Origin of the sequence: Cohnella herbarum, from assembly GCF_012849095.1 — a bacterium.
Taxonomy (GTDB): Bacteria; Bacillota; Bacilli; order Paenibacillales; family Paenibacillaceae; genus Cohnella; species Cohnella herbarum.
The window spans coordinates 2288147-2306909 of the sequence record NZ_CP051680.1 but is presented as its reverse complement, the minus strand read 5'-3'; the positions used below and the strand labels follow the sequence as shown (position 1 = coordinate 2306909).

Below are 18763 nucleotides of genomic sequence, written 5' to 3'. Positions count from 1 at the left end.
ATGCCAAACCCGTACATGCTATGAGCATCGACATATTCTACAATTCGGAGGGAACGACATGAAATGGATCTATTGGTCGAGGCTGTACGACAGTAAATTTCAAGCGGGATGCCTTGTTCAGCGCATGGAGCATGACAGTTGGGTGTTCGGGGTCGATGTTCCGCAAGAGATCGAGGTTTTTCGTTCCAGAAAGGGGAAATACGGCGTTCGTTATTTGCCTTGAGCGTCTTAATTGCTCAGATTGCCGTTGCCATATTGGCAACATGCGTACTCCTGTGCTAAGCTGTTCTCTAGGAAATAGGGGATGGAGGGACCAAAATGCGCAGAATACCACTCTCGGCGGATACGGCGGTTAAGCTTGCGGAGTATATGAAAGTTCCGCTCGAACATTTAATGCATATGCCGCAACATATATTGCTACAGAAGTTAGCGGAAATGGCGAAATCCCAAACTGGGGATTCGGAGAAAAACTTGGAAACGGAAGAAACGAAAAGTGAATAAAGTTCTTGACGTTGGCATGTTTAATGTAGTATATTATTACTTGTCGCCAATAAAGGCGAGATGCTTGAAATGACGCGGGGTGGAGCAGCCCGGTAGCTCGTCGGGCTCATAACCCGAAGGCCGCAGGTTCAAATCCTGCCCCCGCAACCAACCTTTCTCTGGACCGAGACGGGGGCCTTTAGCTCAGTTGGTTAGAGCGGTCGGCTCATAACCGATTGGTCGGGGGTTCGAGTCCCTCAAGGCCCACCACATGGATATTACTTAGAAGATTGCCTTAGGTTACATACCCACTGTGAACATGTTCTAAGCAACAATGTTCAGCTTGCCGGGGTGGCGGAATTGGCAGACGCACAGGACTTAAAATCCTGCGGTAGGTGACTACCGTACCGGTTCGACCCCGGTCCTCGGCACCATACTTATGAAATTAAACGCCTCACTTTCGAACTTGGACAACCAAGACCGGGAGTGAGGTTTTGCGTTGTTCGCAGTAGAGGAGCCGGATCGCGGAAAACGATCCGACTCCCCGACTTGTAAGTGGCGGCTCTTTAGTCAGTATGGTATCACGTTAGACATGAACCAATCTGATTATTTCCTCTTTTCAATATAGGTCAACAATGAAATGAGGAACACACCAAAAGCGAAGATGACTGAGAGCGTTTGAAAGATATCCATTAACAGCCTCCTCCTTTCGAGTTGAGCTGTCCGCCATCTTACAAGTGTAACTTTACTATACTTCTGTATGGGTATTTTTGGAAGTTGGCAACGAACTATCTTTCCACTCTTTTTCGACAGCGGACTTTATCAAACAATCTCTTCGAATCGGGTCATTTTGGATTATAATCAATACAGAGGTGGGACTTATGGGTACAGGATTAGCACATCCGAATTTGAGGAATGATTGGGGAAAATGGTTGGAGGACGAACACGCGAAGCCGTATTACATAGAGCTGCTTGAGCGTATTGAAGAGCAGTACCGCGAATGCGTCGTGTATCCTCCGCGCAACGATATCTATCGGGCATTGGAGCTGACGCCTTACGAGAAGGTAAGGGTCGTTATCCTCGGCCAGGATCCCTATCATGGACCGGGACAGGCGCACGGGCTGAGCTTCTCGGTGCAGAAGGGCGTGAAGTTGCCGCCGTCGTTGAAAAATATATATATAGAGCTGCAGGAAGACATCGGCTGTACGGCTCCGAATCACGGTTTTCTGGAACATTGGTCGCAGCAGGGGGTTCTCCTCCTGAATAGCGTCCTTACCGTCCGGGAAAGCCTTCCGAACTCGCACCGTAAGCTCGGTTGGGAGACGTATACGGATCGGATTATCAGCTTATTGAACGAACGAGAAACCCCGATCGCATTCGTGTTATGGGGCAAGCATGCGCAAGATAAGGGGCGGTATATCGATTCGTCGAAACATCTTGTGTTGAATTCGGTTCATCCGAGCCCGCTGTCTGCATACGGAGGCTTCTGGGGCAGTAAACCTTTTTCGCAGTGCAATGCTTTTCTAATGCGTAACGGTTTGGAAGAAATCGATTGGCGAATACCGGATTGAGGCATGGGCGATCGTCTATAAAGAGATTACGATAACAAGAAGGATAGCCCTCATCGCGAGGACTATCCTTCTTGTTCGTTGCGGTATCGATTATTTACCTGGAAAAGGAGCTATTGGTTGCTCTTGTCCCAATATGGCTTTGAATCCCGATGGAATATAGGTGACCGCAGTAATCTTGGCGAGAGCCTGAGGGTACATCATATCCGGATCGGGTTGTATCGCCCGATACTGAATGACGGCTTCGCCTTTCACGAATTGAATGCCGGTAATCTCGAGTCCGTAACCGCGATGCGGGGCCGTCACGGAAAGCGTAACCCGCGTGACGGAATCCGTTTCTTTATCCGTGGCGAGGTGAGCATCGCTTAACACGGCGGTTTCCGGAGGCGTCACCGGAGGGGTAGTCTTGATGAACTTAAGCGTCCGGTTAATCATCGTGGCAGCCTCCGTTCGCGTGATGTTGCTGCGCGGGTGGAATTTTTGCTTGCTGTCGAGGGTAGCGATTTTGGAAATAAGCAGCTTCTGAATGCTATCCCTATAAACATTCGTCACTTGTTCCGCATCGGCGAATGAATGGTAAATATCGATCCAGGCGTACGATCCCTTATGGCTTAGCGCTCCGAACAACCAGTAAGAGAATTGCTCCCGCGTGACTTTGCTGTTCGGATCGATATCTTTCGGTAGCCCTAGCCCATTGAATTGCGCGATGATGAAGTGTTCCGCGTAAGAAGCGTTGTCTTTGACTTTCGTGTAATAGTCGCTTGCCATCGGTTGCTTGATAAAGCGGATATTATCGATGTTTAAGTTCAAACCTTCCACGATCATTGTGACTGCAGCGGAGACGCTAATGCTGCTCTTGTACCGTATGCTGTTAGATTTACTGTCTTTACTCGCGTAAGCCGAGCCGCCGATCGCCATGCTGAATATAGCGATTAACATTAACAACATTACAGGTGTTTTCAAAACTTTGCTCATTATTGTTCCCTCCATTATCTATTTCATCTTTTACCCGTTAGGTACCCCTTAGACGCCAACCAACTGGCAAATGTTGCGAAAAGAAATAAAAAAGTAAAATTCGGATCAGGCAAACATGAAAATCCCCAGTAGGCTCTTGTGAGCTTTCCGGGGAGATCAAGGAAATTAACTTAGTACATGTCGAGAACAAACTCCTTATTCGAACAGTTCATCCATGAGGCGGTTAATCTCCGAATTACGTTTCGAGGTGTCTTGTCGATCCAAACGGATTTCTCCGTTGTCGATAACGACAACATCCCCAACCTTCGCTTCGTTCGGCAATGAGGCCCTAGGGAAGTCTCTAGTAGTACCATCCACTTCAATGACTGCCGTCTCATCCTCGAACCGATCAATTACGCCGCGTTCCATCATTTCACCTTCAGGAAAGATATTTTTTTACCGTCGCTAATCGCTGTAACCGTTCCGTTAAGGTCAGTTCTATAGGTCGTAACATTAGCGGATTTAAGCCGGTTTAATATCGTTGCCGCCGGATGTCCGTAACTATTATCGCCAACGCTAATGACCGCATACTTGGGCGAGACGGCTTTCAGCAATGCTGGACTCGTCGAAGAGACTGAACCGTGATGTCCGGTTTTTAAGACATCGGCTTTTAACGTCTTTTTCGCAGCGATCATGTCGGCCTCCGATTTCTTCTCGGCATCTCCGGTGAAGAGGAAGGCATTCGTTCCATAAGCGAGATGGAGAACGGCGCTCCATTCGTTCAAGTCGTCTCCATAAGCTTTGACAGGACCGACGAAGGATGCTTTCACGCCCTTCAACGGGAGGGTAACGCCGGCTTTCGCTTCCTTGATCGTTAGCCCTTCTTTTTTAACCGCCAGCAGGAAGTCTTTGAACGTGTCCGTCGTGTGGGATACTTTGGGGGCGTATACCGATTCGACCTTAAAATGAGTTAACACCGTATCGAGCCCGCCGACGTGATCCGCATCGGGATGGGTGGATATCATAATTTCTAGATCATCCACTCCTAATTGTTTCAAGTAATCGACGACGACATCTCCGGCTTCGTTTTTTCCGGCATCGATCAGGATATCATCCCCGGCGGGCGTCTTTATGTACGTGGCGTCGCCTTGTCCGACGTTAAGAAAGTACACGGATAGCTTTCCTTTGGCAGGCGGCTTGATTTTATCGGCTTTGAGCTTAGCGTCTCCGGACGAGTTGGGCGATTCTGTGGGCGTGGGAGTTTGTGTCGAGCCGTTACCGTTGTGATAGTGGTATTCCCCATCTTCGAGTCCCCACTTCGCGCAATTCGTGCGACAGGTGTGACCGCCCTTGGCATCCGTAGCTCCAGGATGTGCCATAGCGATGTTAGTACTTAACAGGAAGGTTGATAACAGCAATAGAGTTGTTCGTGCTGTGCGCATGGGAGTTCTTCTCCTCTATGATGTGATAGGTCTATTTTACAGGGGAGAAGGGTGAATACCAAGCGAATAATGATAGAATTCGACGATCATGAGGATTTCGTTTAAAAAGCAAATTAAGGGAGGCCTTAAAGACCTCCCCGTTTATCTCCTTTAAAGTGATCGTTCAAAATACCAGAATAAACCTTTGACTACGCATATGTTTATAAATCTGAAACACAATAAGATGTCTTGCCAAACCAATCCTAGGGAGTGTTGTATATGCGAGAAGGTTTGATTCCTGCGGTTCTCGGAACTGTAGTTACGGCTTCCGGTTGTACAATTCTTCGGTCTCCTAGGGTTTGGTGCCGCTCACTTCATTCTTGGAGCGATCGATTTGATTGAACATCGGGATCGATAATTTTGGCGAGAATAAAAGGTACTAGTTCGGTGATCATAACTAGAAAATGAAGGAGTGATTAGGTATGGGAGAATGTAGATATGTTGCTGAAGTTAAAACCTCAAATGAGGGCGGATCAGGTACAGATGACGATGTTCTACTCTCAATTGCTTCATATACAAAAGTTCTCGACGGCAACGGAAAAGAAAAATGGAGCAATGAAGTTAAATTGGCTGATTGGAATCTTGATACGGATAACGATGATTTTGAAACCGGGGCTGTGAACAAGTTCTATCGTGAAGATATTTATTTTGCAAATATAGACAGGATTAGTTTGGAGATTGTGCCTAATGGTACGAATGTTACACCCTCTTCAGCTTGGAAAGTGGAATACGTCAAAATAATTCGAACGTATGCTGGGGAGAGCACTTCGTTTATATTCCCAATAAATACATGGATGGGTATCGAGGAACGGGATCCAAGTCAAAATGATCTGAAAGCGATCGTAATTGCTGACAAGACAGGAGTGATCTGTCATTACAAAAAGGTTATGACTGATGATCTAAATTTGAATATGAAAACGGCTTTTGAAAATTGCAAATGAAGTTTGGCTACAAAATTAGCCCTTTTTTGTATCGTAAGAAGGGATTTATTTTTAATTAATTAACTTGAGTGTTGCAAAAATATCGCCGTCGACAGCCCTCAGTTAAAGGCAAGATCTTAGAAGCTTCGTCGAATAACAAAATAGAAAGAGGACATCGTTCCTTTGCGGAGAAATTGTCGTTTACCAGACCGCAATTTCCAGATAAAGGAGATGTCCCATTCTCATGGCAGCTCTCTATCTACCGATCGTCAAGTTCATTTTGGCTCTCAAATTAGAGCTTTCTAAAGCTTTCTAAACCTCACGAAATCACATGTTTTCACTTGTTCACGGCATTATTCTTTGTGCAGGGCGAAAGAATATTACACAGATTCGAAACGCCACTAGGAAAGATTCCCATCTAAGCAGCACCACTAATTTCCTTAATCACGCCCCCTGGTGCGTGAGCCGCATGCAGCGCCGACGGATGAATTTCGTTATGGAGAAAATCCGGACGAAACATACGTAGCGTTGCGACTCCCGACGTCTTGTCTGTTTCATCGTGGATGATACTTGCTGCAAGAAGGAAACCTCGACGAAGAAGATGGAAGCCCTTAGCTTTCAGTATTCGCATGAAGCAGGAAAATCAGTTTGGTGCCACTGCGTTGTTACTGCTCACGTGGTAAGCGAAGGCAGTTCTTACGCATGGGATTTCCATCCTTATTATCGTGAAGAGTATTGCACTGAACATGACTTGCCTTCAAGAGCAAAAATGATCTTGCCCTTGAGATGATCGAAGCATTCCCAGCTACGCCAGATGAACAGATTTACGTTCTCATGGATAGTTGGTACACCAGTGAAAAGGTTATTAATGCCTGCAATCGCAAGGGATTTCACGTCATCGCCGCTGTAAAGAACAACCGGCTTATCTGCGTGAGCGGCTTAACAATCTCCATGGTTGATTTCGCTGTCCAGTATCTTCACAAGTCTGACCTACGCTCCGTTACGGTGGAAAGTCAGGGGACGTACTGGATTTATGAATACGAAGGACCATTAAGCGAAATGGAAAACGTCAAGGCTTTGCTATCTTGGAAAGATGAATACGCCGATTCGAGCAAACCTCAGGTTTGTCTCCTATGCACGGATCTAAGCTTGGATCTCGTTACAATCCAACGCTATTACCACGTCGGTGGAACATCGAAACTGGCTATCGTTATTTCAAGGAGCTATTAGGCTTTGACCAATATCAGTTGCTTTCATTCGAAGGCATTCAGCGGTTTTGGGCCATTCAGTTTCTGACGCAGAACTTTTTGGAAACACAACGTCAGGATTGGATGAAGAAAGACAAGCATCTCACGCTTGGAGATGTGGTGAATCGGATTCGGCAAGAGTATTTCGGGCAAATCATTGTTTAAGTTTACCAACAAGCCCTAGAGAAGAAGCCGCTAATCGACATCCTAAAACATCTCAAGATACCTGCCTAAGCTACCGATCGATTGTTCCTACTACAAGTCTGTCTAATTCGGCTCTACGATGAAGAAATTGCAACACTCAAGTTAATAAATGTACCCGAGAGCCGAAGCCCTCGAGTTGATCGTGGTCGATAGTGATCGATCTTGTTTCCACTTGCCTATCAGACACCATCTATATTCGTACTCGAGGGTTGAAAAATTATTATCGTAAACCGATCCTATAAAATAGGCCCCGCTTAGGTTGCGGAGCTTCAAATATTTCACCTGTAATCGTCTCGTACTGCTGCTCGTTGATCTTTCCCGCAATGACAAACTTAGCGACGTCTTCCGGGTGATACCGTCCAGCATCGTAAAGTCGCTTTACCGTTCCATACCAATCCACTTAGAGCACCCCCTTGTCCGCGAGTTCGAGTAATAGCGCTGCTTGTTCCGTTTCTGACTGCTCTAACCGGCGCTCCGTATCGTCTAGCCTGATTCGCGTATCGACGAGTTCGAGCGTCAGCATGGCGGACTCGTTTTCGAGTTGGGTTATTCGTTCGCCAGGTTCCAATGGTAATGGGTCAGGACGTTCTGTTCGAGATTGTTCTATATATTCGCTCAATTCATTGTTAAAAACGTAGGCTATATCGACAACAGTATTTGAGTCAAGCCTTTGCGTGTTTATTTTCGTCAACCCACCAAGAGCGTGCACTGAACGATAAGTCTCACCGATAATTTCCTCAAATACAATTCCGTTTTCAACGTACTTCCTTGTACTCTCTGACATTTTGGTATCACCTCACATTTTATAAAACTTCGTAAGCATAACGAGCAGTTACAGAATATCCGGCGCCTGCAATAGGTACAATAACTTGTACTACTAAACTACTATTGAAAGCCAGATCAAAATTCCTTTTCTCGTTGTATTCAAACCCAGTAGGGGTGTGATACAATAATCTATTTTCTCCTGCTACTGCGACCTCATACACAAGAATCCCGTCAATAATAACTTGTGTCGTATAGCTCAAGCCGACATTGGAGTAAGTTGCTAGCTGCTTCAAAGAGCCTTGGCCACTAACATTGATTACTAGTACGGTTTTTGCTACTTCAGCGTTGATAACGCTCGTCCCTGTTTTACCGCTTCCGTATCCTGCCACTGTATTCCACGCCCCCCCATTATAGAACTGAAGTTTGTTTGCGTTAACTCGTAATCGTCCATCATGCCACAGCTCATGCGCTACTGCACCTGCGCTGTAACCGCCGACTTTCCATTTGTTATCGGTATCGATACCAAAGTGACCCGCAAACAATCCCGGTCTGTGAAACATAGCAAATGCCGCGCTTCCAGGGGTACCATCACTATTCACGCTAAATTGCGCCCCACCTCCCGCACTTGATATAGCTCCAACGCTTCCTGTAGTGTTTAGTGGCCCCGTCATATTGCCACCTGATAATGGTAATCGCGTGTTAACCTCTGCTAACCTAGCAATGTCGTCCATCGCTACAGGAGCAGCCACCTTGGCCCGACCGGCGGAGTCGCGCAATACAGTACGATTAGCCGTTGCAGCCGTGTCCGGACGCATAGATATCCAAGTCGGCGTAAAAATGGCGTCAGCCGTCGTTGCTATCGCGCCAGTGTCAAAATACTCCATCGTAATCGAGGCGTGATTAAACCTGATTCCGCGCGCGCCCATAGTTGCGTGACTATTGCTAAAACGGTACTCGTTGCTATTTGACGTGTAGCAATTTTGTGCAATTAGCCCGTATCCGCTACTGTTAGCGCTCAAGTCAACCCACGATCCGGCGCTGATCTCGCGACCAGTGGTCTCTACGCGTAACAGCCCGGTAATTTGTCCGCCCGACTTAGGCAGAGCGGTGCTAGCCACGTTCATGACATCATTAACTGCTTTTGGCGTCGCCGCTAGATTCTCGGCTGTGCTATTCGTAGCGCTGGAGAGTTGCACCTTACCCTTTGTCGTCAGCGTGGCGTCGGGGATGTCGGCATTTTCAAGAGCTTCGAATAATTCCGTAATCGCCCCGGCCGCATCCTTAGCAATAGTCGGCACCGACGTTAGATCCCCAATAGCCAGATCGATCACATCCATGTTTTCATTCAATACGGTTATGTCCGCTATTTCGGTCTTCAAAGGTTTCTTTAAACCAATATGCGAGGTCAGTTCAGGCATTTTCTTCAACTCCTTGTCTCCAGTTATTTTCCTATCACCTATTGGTGGCAAACGTACGACAATATGAGTAAATGAGGAATAATTTAGATTTTTTTGAGTCCTAATTATGTGTTATTGTACTTTGATCATGGTATATTTAAATCATCGGAAAACCGAACAGAGGGGACCGCAGGGGCATGAAGGCGCTCTGAAAAGCCATCGTTTCAGGATGGCTTTTTATTATGCGGTGAAAGCTCCGACAGCGGTTCCGATTTTGTATAACTGTGGGTGCCGGAAGATAAACGGAACGTAGAGGTAAAACCAAACAAGCGGCAATTTGAGGATTGCCATTCATGGGTGAGAGTCCTATGATCCACAGAGATTTACCATGCGTGTAAAAGTCCAAGGCTCTAAGTCAAACCTACCCTTCCCATAGGAGGGAGTTAAGGACGGGGAAGTTGAGCGGCGCATAAAGATTCAAGTAGGTCGGTGGGAACTCCAAGTGGGTTCGGCGCTGGCTTTCTCAATTTGCGGACGTAGCATAAAGGTAATGCTTCGGCCTTCCAAGTCGATTACTTCGGGTTCGATTCCCGCTGTCCGCTCCATCACTTATTCCTGAGAGCTCAATACATCATTGCATATCGTAGATAAGATCTTGAGAACTCTCGTTATCGTTACGCCGGATCTCCCCAAATCATCCCAAACCCCTTTCTGACAACATTGACTGCCGGCAGGGGTAAGTGCCAGCAGGGTGGGATGCTCACTCCTTGGACGTTGATGCCAAGCGTCTATAAGGTTCGGATCGGCAGCGCATGCGGCCAGCTTCAATAATGGCCGTTTTTAGATCGAAGCCTTTAACCGTTCTGTCCGGACGGATTCGCGCTTTGGGGATGCCTGATAAGCTTCCTTTCCGAGTGTCGGTTGAAGGTTTCGGTGTATCGAAAACTAGATTGGATATAAGAACTAACGTTCGTGTATAATGAGAACACCAAAAGTAAAGGGTGATCCATTATATGAGTGGTTTTGATCCCGTCATTTCACTTAATGCTCACATCGCTTTGTTGACACTGGTCGAAGATGCCAAAAAAGAGTTAGAAGCTGTGAGGGGAATTATACTAATGGCTACCAAGGCCCTAGGTCGAAGTCTCATGGCGGAGCTTGAGAAGTCCCGAGAGGTAATGAAGGTTAATAAAATGTGGGTGCAAGATAGTCCAATCGGCGATAGACGGTATCGGTATTCTTTTTCCGGGCATCGCGATGAACACGAGATTTCACAAAACGATTTAGATCTACATCGCAAGATGATTATGGGGACTATAGAAAAGAGCTTGGCGGATAAATAAAAAAAGAGTGATGCTTATGCTTGTTTATGGCTAATAAGCTCGAGGGCAATGGTCTATGGGAATCATCTTGGGGCGCAATTAGAATAAAAGGAAATGCCATCCTTTTTGTCGAAGTATGACTTGGGGAAGGAGGAGTTTGATTGGAAAAGTGGGAATATATGACTCATAAAACGGAAATGCAAAGTGGTTGGGTTGATCATGTTGAAACTTACAATGATGAACTAAACAGTTTTGGGGAGCAAAATTGGGAACTAGTCTCTAGTTATACTATTGACTCTAGAGGTACTACATTGGCGATTATTAGTGTATTTAAGAGGCGCAAGGCATAATGTGATAACAAATCCTAGTTAAATATTACTCTGCGATTGGTGAAATGGAGATGTTTGGTTATCCCGTTCCAACGACAGAAGGACGTACACTTCTTACCGTAACTATGATCAACGGACTCGAAAAGGAATACGATCTATCCATGGCTGAGGTTAATGCATTCATCTCATGGTATGACGCTAAAGACGCCGGATCTGGATTCGCTAAGTATAAATTCGTAAAAGCGTGGAACAAAGGGCCGTTTAAGTCACGAGCCGAGTACGTGATCTTCGATAAGATCCTTACGTTTGATGTGGACGAGTATGATGTAGTAAATCCATAGTTGATTAGCCCGTTGGCTTCGGCTGGCGGGTTTTTCTATAAACAAAACCCCGCTTAGCCGAGTGGCCGGGCGGGGCTGAACAGTCTCATTGATTAGCTTATGCGCTACGGATAGGTTCGCAAAAAGTACAGTGATATTTTCAAAAAATAAGTATTTGACAGATCCTAAAAGAAACAACTGCAGGCTAGGACTTGATTAGACTTTCGCTAAAAATTATATTTCGTTAGGTACCTCAGCGTATCTAACAATGGATCTCATACGCTGCTGCTTTACTTGCATAGTGGATTGTTTCATCAACATAGATTTTTGCGACTCTTCTGTACAAGTGGGGATTTTCATCAAAAAATTCTCGTGTTACATAGGGGACCACTATTTTCTTAAGTCCTCATTTGAAATATGGGTCATCACTATTCACCACCCTTCGGAAATAATGTTTCCTTCCGATTCAAAATTATCCGAGTAAATAACTTACTATTGAGAGGAGCAATTATCCATGAAAGCAACTATTGACGCATAATTCAATAAACAAACGATCGATTCGAAAAAGGAACTCATGCAATCAGCTTTGTCGGGAAGTAGTTGAACTTCGAATCGATGAGATCGATGACGTTACTATCACTGCCGAATTCAGCAAAAAAACGAAGGATACAAAAAAGACTGTTTTGGAGTTCATTGTAAAAGGTGATGTTTCAGTTGAACATTCATTCGAGCTTTATAAGCTGGCTGGGGATGATGTAACGCTAACGATTGAAAAATCGTCGATTTCGACCGAGTTCAAGCAGGCATCTAAGGGAGTAACTGGAAAAATCAATCCGGACGGAACGGTCGATGTCGACGGCAATCAAATGAGCTTCGACGAAAGGTTTCGCGGTCCAACGGGATTAACAAGTGATTCGACGGCTAGCATCGCGATTCGGAATGTAGATGAACCTGAGATGAGGCATATGTTTATTGATAAGGTTGATCGCTGCGTTAATAGACTTCCGGAACTGCAGAAGAAAATTATTAAACTGAAATATATGCAGGACGAAGAAATTTACGATTACCAGGTGTATCAGATCGAGCTAGGGATCGCCGAAGGGACATTCACCAAGTTCAAATGGAAAGCTTTTGAGAAGCTGGCCGGGAACTTTATATAAGCAAACTGGTGTTTAGGAAGTGGTTAGAGGGAACTAATCATAATAAATTCCAAAAAAGTGAGGGCAGGGGCGCATGAGCTCCTGCTTTTTTTGATTCTCAAAACTATAGTTGTTTCCAATTGATTACATTATTATAAAAAAGCATTATTTCAATATTGTTCTAAGGAATGTGAGGGAATCTTGTAGTGCAATCGCTATTTTTTTTTAATATCACTTTTATTGTAATTCTATCTTCGTATCTTAACTCTCGTAAATTATATAATGATGAGGTGTCTCACATGTTTAGTAATAAGCTCTTAAAAGGAGCGTTCATTGCACTGATTGTTGCAGGAGTTGGACCAATTTTCACGGTACTCTTATATAAATACATCGACGAAGATATTGCGAAAGTTGGACCGGTAGGTGATTGGTTAGCAGGATCTACGGTCCCTTTTCTAACTTTAGGTGCATTTCTTGTAGCATATGCTACTTTTAAAAGTCAAAAAAAGGAACTTGAATTATCAAGGTTGGAATTTAAAAAACAAAATGAAATGTTAGATAAGCAAAGATTCGAAAACACTTTTTTTATTATGCTTAAAGAATTACAAAGATTTCATGATACTAATCGAGTAAGGGAAGAGCTCGGTCCTGATCTGAAATATGATGCATACGTGGAATCTATATCTTCATTAAAAGTAAAATGTGTGATCTCTGAGGATAAACTGGAAAAAGAATATAATAGGTTAAGGCAGAGTGACAATGCTTCAAATACAATTTTCTATGTCTATAAATATAGGTTTCATGAATATCTCGATGGAATCCTTAATATGCGTGATGAGTTAGACTCAAATGGTATTAATAAATTATATCGATATGTAGATAAAATATTTGAATTGATAAGACGTAGTAACCTTACTAGTGCTGAAGCAATTTTTTATGCTGATTTCCTCAGAATATACATCTCCTCTGAAGCATTAATTTCGTTGTTTTATTATTCATTATCTGGACTTAGAGATCCGGAGAGTTGTTTTAATGAATTTTCTAAATACAAACTATTTGATCTGATTCACGGGAACGCGGACATTTGTATAGATAGTTCTGATTACAAGTTCTTTAATTTCTTATCGAAACTTAGCGACGAGGATAAATCAAAAATAGATCCATCAATAAATTGGGAAAATATAACAAACCAAAAAGAACGCGTTTAGATATTATGCAATTCGTATCAAATTCGTATCACGCAACTAAAAAGAACATTATTTATGAAATTAAAAAACTGTAAAACAAAAAAGAACCCTTACGATGTAAGAGTTCTGGCCGTTTAAGTATGGTGATCTGAACAGGGATCGAACCTGTGACCCCCACCCTGTCAAGATGGTGCTCTCCCAGCTGAGCTATCAGATCATGTTATTTTTCGCGGCGACAAGTAATATAATATCAAGTTGGCGATCTGAAGTCAATCACTTTTCAACATTTTTTTTACACAATTCACGCCAAGGTTTCAAGGCGGGATTTCTCGCAAAAAAAGGGATGTTTCTCGTTTAGCCGACATACAAATGTAACAACGGTATTCGGCGGGAGGAACGGCGATGAGAGACGCGGCATTGCTAACGGTTTGGTTAATTGGTCTGTTCGGGTTAATCGGTTGCGTGATGGCAGCGGTTGCACGATTTGTGAAGAAGGACTCGATGAAGTACGATAAGCAGTTTACATGGCAATCCTATCCGTCATGGGAAAGTAAACGAACCGAGGGGACGACCACGAAGCTCGGGCTTAGCGACAATTAATACAATACGTATTGCAAAGAGGGATGGCTGCAAGCCGATGTCGGCGCGCAGCCATCCCTAAATTCGTTTATTCTTCTTCGTCCCATTTGCGCGAATAAGCTTTCTTGGTTACCCACAGGACGATCCAGATTAACAATACGGCGATGATGGCGCCAAATATAAACGTGGCAAGCAAGGGATGACTTCCTTTCGTGCGGTGGTATTACTCTATCATACCGGATTGTCCGGCAAATGTTAACCGAGCGAGCTCGTAAGTCTTCTGCTGCTCAATGAACCTCATGAGACCGGTGCGCCCGATGAATTCCGGTTGGTCATCTCCATAATGCATCAAATACAGTCGCTCTTGGATATGAGCAGGGAGTGTCAGCAATTGAGACAAGCAAGCATGAACAACGCCCGGCGGATGTAATTGGCAGTCGTGGAAGATAAGCTGTACTCCGCGCTTGCTTACTAAGGACTCCAACAATTCGCCATCGAAAACGATATCCCCGGAATAGAAAAAGAAACCGTTAAACAACAAAGAGTAGTTGGCTTTGTTCGGAATATGATTTGTTGCGATCAACTCCACTTGCAAACCGGGGAGGAGTTCATGAACGATCCCTTCCGCGATCGGGCGAAGCACGAAGTAATCGCTCAACGTATCGGACGGATTCTGCTGAAGTCCGCCCTTAAGCGAATTTTCCCATAACGGCTCCGCTAACGTATCGGCAATATATAGGGTCGGCTTACGGCCGTAAATAAATTTCATTTGAAAAGCAAACTCTTCCAAGCCCCCGATGTGATCGCCATGGATATGGGTGATAAGCACCGCATCCAGGTCATTGAAGCTGTATCCCAACTCGTGAAGCGCTTTGGGGGCGGTTATTCCGCAGTCCACCAATAGGCGGCGGCCATCGACGGTGAACAAAGCATTATTATTATGGAATGCTTTGGCAAAGGCGCTGCCCGTACCTAACATTTGAACTTTCATATCGATACCCCCTACAATGGATGCGGTAATGTTCAACGATAACTTTAATCAATGTACCATAATTTACCTCGTTAAGTAAGAAGCTTTGTCGAAAAAACATATTTGGCGGCAGTGACGTTCTGGGCGCATTTCGCATAGTCTGAGGGGAAGTTGTTTTCTCCTATGCGCTAGCGAAAGGAAGATCCCGATGTCGAAGGTGAACAAGAAGAAGAAATCCGTTGCGGCTGCCGAACAGCGAAGGGCGCAAATGAAAATCGTGACCTCCGATGTTTGCCTGGTGTGCAAGACCCCATGCAAAAGAGGGCTTGATTATTTGGAGCATTTGAAAGAACCGGGATCGGTCGGCTATGGCGTTCCTTGCGTGCTTACTTTACCCTCTAAAAAATGATCATTTCCCAGGCGAGCGCAAGCTTCGCTACGATGCGACATACCGCGTCGAAGCATGGATTAGAAAATCTTAAGAAATTTTTAACCTTCAAGCGCAACTTTCCGCCCGACCGTCGGTATAACCAAATACAGACGAGGAAGTGAGTCGGCGAAGACGGAGGATGCGAATAATGAAAGCTCGTAAACTTATATTGTTAACATTAACGTTTACTTTACTCTGCGGTAGCGTCGCCTATGCGGATACCGTTACACAGAAATGGCGAGTATTGGTCAACAAGAAGTGGGAAGAAGGAAGCGATGGCGTCATTGTCGACAACAAGGCGTACATTTCCTCCCAAGTCGTATCGGATAAGCTTCAAGCCATCGTGATTAAGGACGATAGCGACAAGAAGATTTCGGTATTTAAACCAAACGTGCATATGCTGACAAGCTCGGGCAGCGACATCTTCGCGGAAGTTAAGCAGAGCAAGACGGCCAAGTTTAATACGTTTATCCAAGTGGACTCGTTAAAAACGGAAATAAGCGCATTAAAGCTAACGATCGCGAATCCGTACGGGGAAGAGACGCTTATCGAGCAACGCAAGTCGGGCGATAGCGATTTCCCTGACGGCAAGAACGATTTCTGGATTACGATGAAAGATATCTCCTATAACTTCGATTCGGTGGGCATTTATACGCTTCGCTTCTCGGTGAAACCCGCGGGAGAAACTTCCTTCCAAGTCGTATCGGAGAAAACGATCGCTTCCAAAAGTTAATGACAATCGGCGCTTAAACCTCATGTAGGTTTAGGCGTTTTTCGTTTGACCCCCGTAACCGGAAGTGTTACGATACGTTAGTAGGTAAAATCAACCGATTGAACGGAGGTTCGCCATGAGCGATCATGTCCACGACGAGAATTGCGAACATGACCACGACGAAGCCGTATTCATCGTAACGGATGAGGACGGCAACGAGCACGAGATGGTGCTCGTGTACACATTTGAAACCAATGATCGCGCTTATGCCGTTCTGTTGGACCGTAACGATCCAGAAGATGATGGCGTTATTTTCCGTGTCGAAGAAGAGGGCGAAGACGAAGTTCTCGTCAACATCGAAGACGATCAAGAATGGGAAACGGTCATGAAGGTATATGAAGAGTTGGCTGCCCTTGAGAACGATAACGGGTAAGCAGCAGTCATTTACGATGTGAGTCATTTACAGCAAGATAAAGCAGAAGCCAACGTCCCCGAGGATGTTGGCTTCTGCTTTATTTATAGGTTTTTTGATTATTTGCGAGGATTGAAATAGATCGTACGGCCGTTAAACATTTTCACTTCGGCTTGCAGTTGTTTGCCGATCCATTTACATAATTCGTTCGCCTTCGCTTTGTCCCCATGGGTAGAATCGTTCGGCAAGACGAGGTGAATATAAGGTACCGATGCACCATTGTCTTCCCGCGTACCGGTTCCGACAACGATATAGCGGTAGAGAGGATTAGTCCCCTTCAGGTAAAACCATTGCTCTTTGGCTTCAGGTTTAGTCTCGATGCTATACGGGAACGCGGCATCGGCGTAATCCCAGCCTAGCTGTTGGCCGGTTAAAGCCATTTGCTCCCGGTAATGGTGAAGCTGTCCCTTAACGGCGTCCAGATCGATTTCGGCTACGGTCGAGCCTTGCACAAGCGAAATGTAAGCGCTTTGACTCATCGGTTCCACCCCCACGCTCATGATAGCATTTCCATCTTTTGTTGGCAACGGGTACCAGTTACGCGCAACATAAAAAGGAAGGGTCCGATACTCGAACGCTCGGGTATCGGACCCTTTCGTAAATCAGGAAATCGCCGTTTCTTCCATAATGACCTTTACGTTCGTGACGGAACGATCTTCCGGACCTTTGACCGGAAGCCCAACTTCGAGATGATCGATAATATAATCGACGTTTTCTTGCGAAATGACTTCGCCCGGGAGAAGAATTGGAATACCCGGCGGGTAGACGTATATGAACTCGGCAATGATTCGACCGGCCGATTCCTTGAAGGGCACGAGTTCGGTTTCCCCATAGAAAGCATCCCGAGGCGTGAGGGCGAGATGCGGGATTTCCGGTATTTTAACGATAACTTCCGGAATTTCATTCGTATCCGCGTGATAAGCATCGGACATCGCTTTTAAGGATTCCAACAAGATCGCAATCGATTCCTCGTCATCGCCTGGAGTGATGAGACAGAGGATGTTATACATGTCGCTAAGCTCAACTTCAAGCCTGTAGTGCTCCCGAAGCCAATTTTCCGCATCGTATCCGGTGATGCCCAGATGACGTACGTGTATCGTCAATTTCGTAGGATCGTAGTCGTAGGTCGCTTCATCCCCAAGCAGTTCATCGCCGAAGCTGTATAGCCCCGGAATTTGATTAACGGCCGAACGAGCTTTTTTCGCAAGATTCACGGTCCGTTCCGCAAGCTGCTTACCATGCAAAGCCAGTTGACGTCGAGCCGTGTCCAGAGAAGCAAGCAATGGGTAAGAGGTAGAAGTGGTCATTAGCAAACTCAGAATCGTTTGTACGCGTTGCGGATTAACCAAGCCTTTGCGAACGTTTAGAATCGAGCTCTGGGTCATCGAACCGCCGAGTTTATGAATACTCGTTGCGGCCATATCCGCTCCGGCTTGCATGGCGGACAAAGGCAATTCGTCGGAAAAATGAATCAAGGCGCCATGCGCTTCGTCGACGAGCACCGGAACATCGTATTCGTGTACCAGATCGACGATTTCCTTAAGATTCGCGCACACTCCGTAATAGGTAGGGTTAATGATCAGAACCGCCGAGGCATCCGGGTGACGTTCCAAGGCTCTTCGAACGGAACGAGTCGTTACGCCGTGATCAATCCCTAGATTCGTATCTCTGACAGGAGATAGGAAGACGGGACGAGCGCCTGCGAAAATAATCGCGGACAGAATCGATTTGTGTACGTTACGCGGCACGATGATTTTGTCGCCGTTACCGCATACGGACAAGATCATCGTCATGATGACCGTGCTCGTGCCCTGCACGGAGAAATAGGTTGCATCCGCTCCGAAGGCGTCGGCGGCAAGCTGTTGCGCTTCGAGAATGACGCCGACCGGTTGATGCAAGTCGTCAAGCGGCGCGATATTGATCAAGTCGATGTCTAGAATGTTTTGTCCGATATATTCGCGATACTCGGGATCCATACCTGAGCCTTTCTTATGGCCCGGGATGTGAAATTGCACTGGATTCTGCTTCGCGTGGGAACGCAGCGCGTCGAATAACGGAGTACGATTATGATCCAATAGAAGTTCCCTGCCTTTCTGAAACATGCGTTCTGATGGGTTCGAATGCGTAGTGCAAACAAGCATGAGTATAACAAAAATGCGGGGGAAATCAACAACTGTCTAATCGAAGCGAAGATTGTCACCAAAACGTCAATAGATCAGATTTGGAACAAGGCCTTCAATATGCTACGATCAAGTAAGATTGTCGATCTGATTTATACGTTTTATCG

The 18763-nt window shown here is 45.5% G+C and carries 23 protein-coding genes, 5 tRNA genes and 1 pseudogene; 18 read left to right on the top strand and 11 right to left on the bottom strand.

Annotated elements, in window-relative coordinates:
* The first annotated feature begins 58 nt into the window (after positions 1-58).
* The 5 genes from HH215_RS10445 to HH215_RS10425 all read left to right on the top strand — a co-directional run bounded on the left by HH215_RS10445 (position 59) and on the right by HH215_RS10425 (position 914).
* Positions 59-223, top strand: coding sequence for a hypothetical protein (locus tag HH215_RS10445; protein WP_169279842.1), 165 nt, complete (start codon positions 59-61; stop codon positions 221-223).
* A gap of 95 nt (positions 224-318) precedes the next feature.
* Positions 319-501, top strand: coding sequence for a YycC family protein (locus HH215_RS10440; RefSeq protein WP_169279841.1), 183 nt, complete (start codon positions 319-321; stop codon positions 499-501).
* A 73-nt stretch (positions 502-574) separates the two neighbouring features.
* A tRNA-Met gene (locus HH215_RS10435) sits at positions 575-651 on the top strand.
* A 22-nt stretch (positions 652-673) separates the two neighbouring features.
* Positions 674-750 (top strand) — tRNA-Ile (locus tag HH215_RS10430).
* A gap of 75 nt (positions 751-825) precedes the next feature.
* A tRNA-Leu gene (locus HH215_RS10425) sits at positions 826-914 on the top strand.
* A gap of 172 nt (positions 915-1086) precedes the next feature.
* Here HH215_RS10425 and HH215_RS37015 read toward each other — a convergent pair.
* The gene (locus HH215_RS37015; RefSeq protein WP_375140519.1) at positions 1087-1173 is read right to left on the bottom strand and encodes a putative holin-like toxin; all 87 of its coding nucleotides are present in this window, start codon (positions 1171-1173) and stop codon (positions 1087-1089) included.
* A 188-nt stretch (positions 1174-1361) separates the two neighbouring features.
* On the opposite strand from HH215_RS37015, the gene HH215_RS10420 reads away from it, so the two are divergent.
* Positions 1362-2051, top strand: a complete 690-nt coding sequence (locus tag HH215_RS10420; RefSeq protein WP_169279840.1) for a uracil-DNA glycosylase — start codon at positions 1362-1364, stop codon at positions 2049-2051.
* 90 nt (positions 2052-2141) lie between these two features.
* Here the strand turns inward: HH215_RS10420 and HH215_RS10415 are convergent, their stop codons facing one another.
* The 3 genes from HH215_RS10415 to HH215_RS10405 all read right to left on the bottom strand — a co-directional run bounded on the left by HH215_RS10415 (position 2142) and on the right by HH215_RS10405 (position 4444).
* The gene (locus HH215_RS10415; protein WP_169279839.1) at positions 2142-3023 is read right to left on the bottom strand and encodes an S-layer homology domain-containing protein; all 882 of its coding nucleotides are present in this window, start codon (positions 3021-3023) and stop codon (positions 2142-2144) included.
* 195 nt (positions 3024-3218) lie between these two features.
* Positions 3219-3434 (bottom strand): DUF3006 domain-containing protein, encoded by a 216-nt coding sequence (locus HH215_RS10410; RefSeq protein WP_254450433.1) that lies wholly within the window; start codon positions 3432-3434, stop codon positions 3219-3221.
* Positions 3431-4444: an MBL fold metallo-hydrolase gene (locus HH215_RS10405; protein ID WP_169279838.1), complete on the bottom strand. Its 1014-nt coding sequence runs from the start codon at positions 4442-4444 to the stop codon at positions 3431-3433. Before HH215_RS10405 ends, HH215_RS10410 begins: the two co-directional genes overlap by 4 nt.
* A gap of 258 nt (positions 4445-4702) precedes the next feature.
* Between HH215_RS10405 and HH215_RS36355 the strand changes: the two are divergent.
* From HH215_RS36355 to HH215_RS10385, 3 genes and pseudogenes are all read left to right on the top strand, one after another.
* Positions 4703-4841 (top strand): annotated as a pseudogene (locus tag HH215_RS36355) (asparagine synthase).
* 64 nt (positions 4842-4905) lie between these two features.
* Positions 4906-5424, top strand: a complete 519-nt coding sequence (locus HH215_RS10395; protein ID WP_169279837.1) for a hypothetical protein — start codon at positions 4906-4908, stop codon at positions 5422-5424.
* A 1112-nt stretch (positions 5425-6536) separates the two neighbouring features.
* Complete coding sequence (locus HH215_RS10385) at positions 6537-6815, top strand: hypothetical protein (protein WP_169279835.1); 279 nt, start codon at positions 6537-6539, stop codon at positions 6813-6815.
* Between the two features lie 259 nt (positions 6816-7074).
* Here the strand turns inward: HH215_RS10385 and HH215_RS10380 are convergent, their stop codons facing one another.
* The 3 genes from HH215_RS10380 to HH215_RS36020 are packed head-to-tail and all read right to left on the bottom strand — an operon-like array spanning position 7075 to position 9037.
* Positions 7075-7254: an XkdX family protein gene (locus tag HH215_RS10380; protein WP_169279834.1), complete on the bottom strand. Its 180-nt coding sequence runs from the start codon at positions 7252-7254 to the stop codon at positions 7075-7077.
* Entirely contained in the window at positions 7255-7638 is a 384-nt protein-coding gene (locus HH215_RS10375) for a hypothetical protein (RefSeq protein WP_169279833.1), read from the bottom strand. It abuts the gene before it with no gap.
* A gap of 19 nt (positions 7639-7657) precedes the next feature.
* The gene (locus tag HH215_RS36020; protein ID WP_217362289.1) at positions 7658-9037 is read right to left on the bottom strand and encodes a tail fiber protein; all 1380 of its coding nucleotides are present in this window, start codon (positions 9035-9037) and stop codon (positions 7658-7660) included.
* 509 nt (positions 9038-9546) lie between these two features.
* On the opposite strand from HH215_RS36020, the gene HH215_RS10365 reads away from it, so the two are divergent.
* The 5 genes from HH215_RS10365 to HH215_RS10345 all read left to right on the top strand — a co-directional run bounded on the left by HH215_RS10365 (position 9547) and on the right by HH215_RS10345 (position 13334).
* Positions 9547-9621, top strand: a tRNA-Gly gene (locus HH215_RS10365).
* Positions 9622-10029: 408 nt separating this feature from the next.
* Positions 10030-10359: a hypothetical protein gene (locus tag HH215_RS10360; protein ID WP_169279832.1), complete on the top strand. Its 330-nt coding sequence runs from the start codon at positions 10030-10032 to the stop codon at positions 10357-10359.
* A gap of 140 nt (positions 10360-10499) precedes the next feature.
* The gene (locus HH215_RS10355) at positions 10500-10688 is read left to right on the top strand and encodes a DUF4177 domain-containing protein (protein WP_169279831.1); all 189 of its coding nucleotides are present in this window, start codon (positions 10500-10502) and stop codon (positions 10686-10688) included.
* Positions 10689-11514: 826 nt separating this feature from the next.
* A complete protein-coding gene (locus HH215_RS10350) occupies positions 11515-12147 on the top strand; it encodes an ArpU family phage packaging/lysis transcriptional regulator (RefSeq protein ID WP_169279830.1) in 633 nt (210 codons plus the stop codon).
* 278 nt (positions 12148-12425) lie between these two features.
* Positions 12426-13334 carry a hypothetical protein gene (locus HH215_RS10345; RefSeq protein WP_169279829.1) on the top strand — a complete coding sequence of 303 codons (909 nt, stop codon included), beginning with the start codon at positions 12426-12428 and terminating at the stop codon, positions 13332-13334.
* A gap of 120 nt (positions 13335-13454) precedes the next feature.
* Here the strand turns inward: HH215_RS10345 and HH215_RS10340 are convergent.
* Positions 13455-13530, bottom strand: a tRNA-Val gene (locus tag HH215_RS10340).
* A gap of 185 nt (positions 13531-13715) precedes the next feature.
* On the opposite strand from HH215_RS10340, the gene HH215_RS10335 reads away from it, so the two are divergent.
* Entirely contained in the window at positions 13716-13913 is a 198-nt protein-coding gene (locus tag HH215_RS10335; protein ID WP_169278021.1) for a hypothetical protein, read from the top strand.
* A 202-nt stretch (positions 13914-14115) separates the two neighbouring features.
* Here the strand turns inward: HH215_RS10335 and HH215_RS10330 are convergent, their stop codons facing one another.
* Entirely contained in the window at positions 14116-14883 is a 768-nt protein-coding gene (locus tag HH215_RS10330; protein WP_174887610.1) for an MBL fold metallo-hydrolase, read from the bottom strand.
* A gap of 187 nt (positions 14884-15070) precedes the next feature.
* On the opposite strand from HH215_RS10330, the gene HH215_RS10325 reads away from it, so the two are divergent.
* From HH215_RS10325 to HH215_RS10315, 3 genes are all read left to right on the top strand, one after another.
* Positions 15071-15271 (top strand): hypothetical protein, encoded by a 201-nt coding sequence (locus tag HH215_RS10325; RefSeq protein WP_169279828.1) that lies wholly within the window; start codon positions 15071-15073, stop codon positions 15269-15271.
* 169 nt (positions 15272-15440) lie between these two features.
* A complete protein-coding gene (locus HH215_RS10320; RefSeq protein ID WP_169279827.1) occupies positions 15441-16025 on the top strand; it encodes a copper amine oxidase in 585 nt (194 codons plus the stop codon).
* Positions 16026-16140: 115 nt separating this feature from the next.
* Entirely contained in the window at positions 16141-16437 is a 297-nt protein-coding gene (locus HH215_RS10315) for a DUF1292 domain-containing protein (protein ID WP_169279826.1), read from the top strand.
* A gap of 98 nt (positions 16438-16535) precedes the next feature.
* Here HH215_RS10315 and HH215_RS10310 read toward each other — a convergent pair whose 3' ends face one another.
* Complete coding sequence (locus HH215_RS10310) at positions 16536-16955, bottom strand: DUF1885 family protein (RefSeq protein WP_169279825.1); 420 nt, start codon at positions 16953-16955, stop codon at positions 16536-16538.
* 123 nt (positions 16956-17078) lie between these two features.
* Complete coding sequence (locus HH215_RS10305; RefSeq protein WP_169279824.1) at positions 17079-18551, bottom strand: aminotransferase class I/II-fold pyridoxal phosphate-dependent enzyme; 1473 nt, start codon at positions 18549-18551, stop codon at positions 17079-17081.
* Positions 18552-18763: the final 212 nt, after the last annotated feature.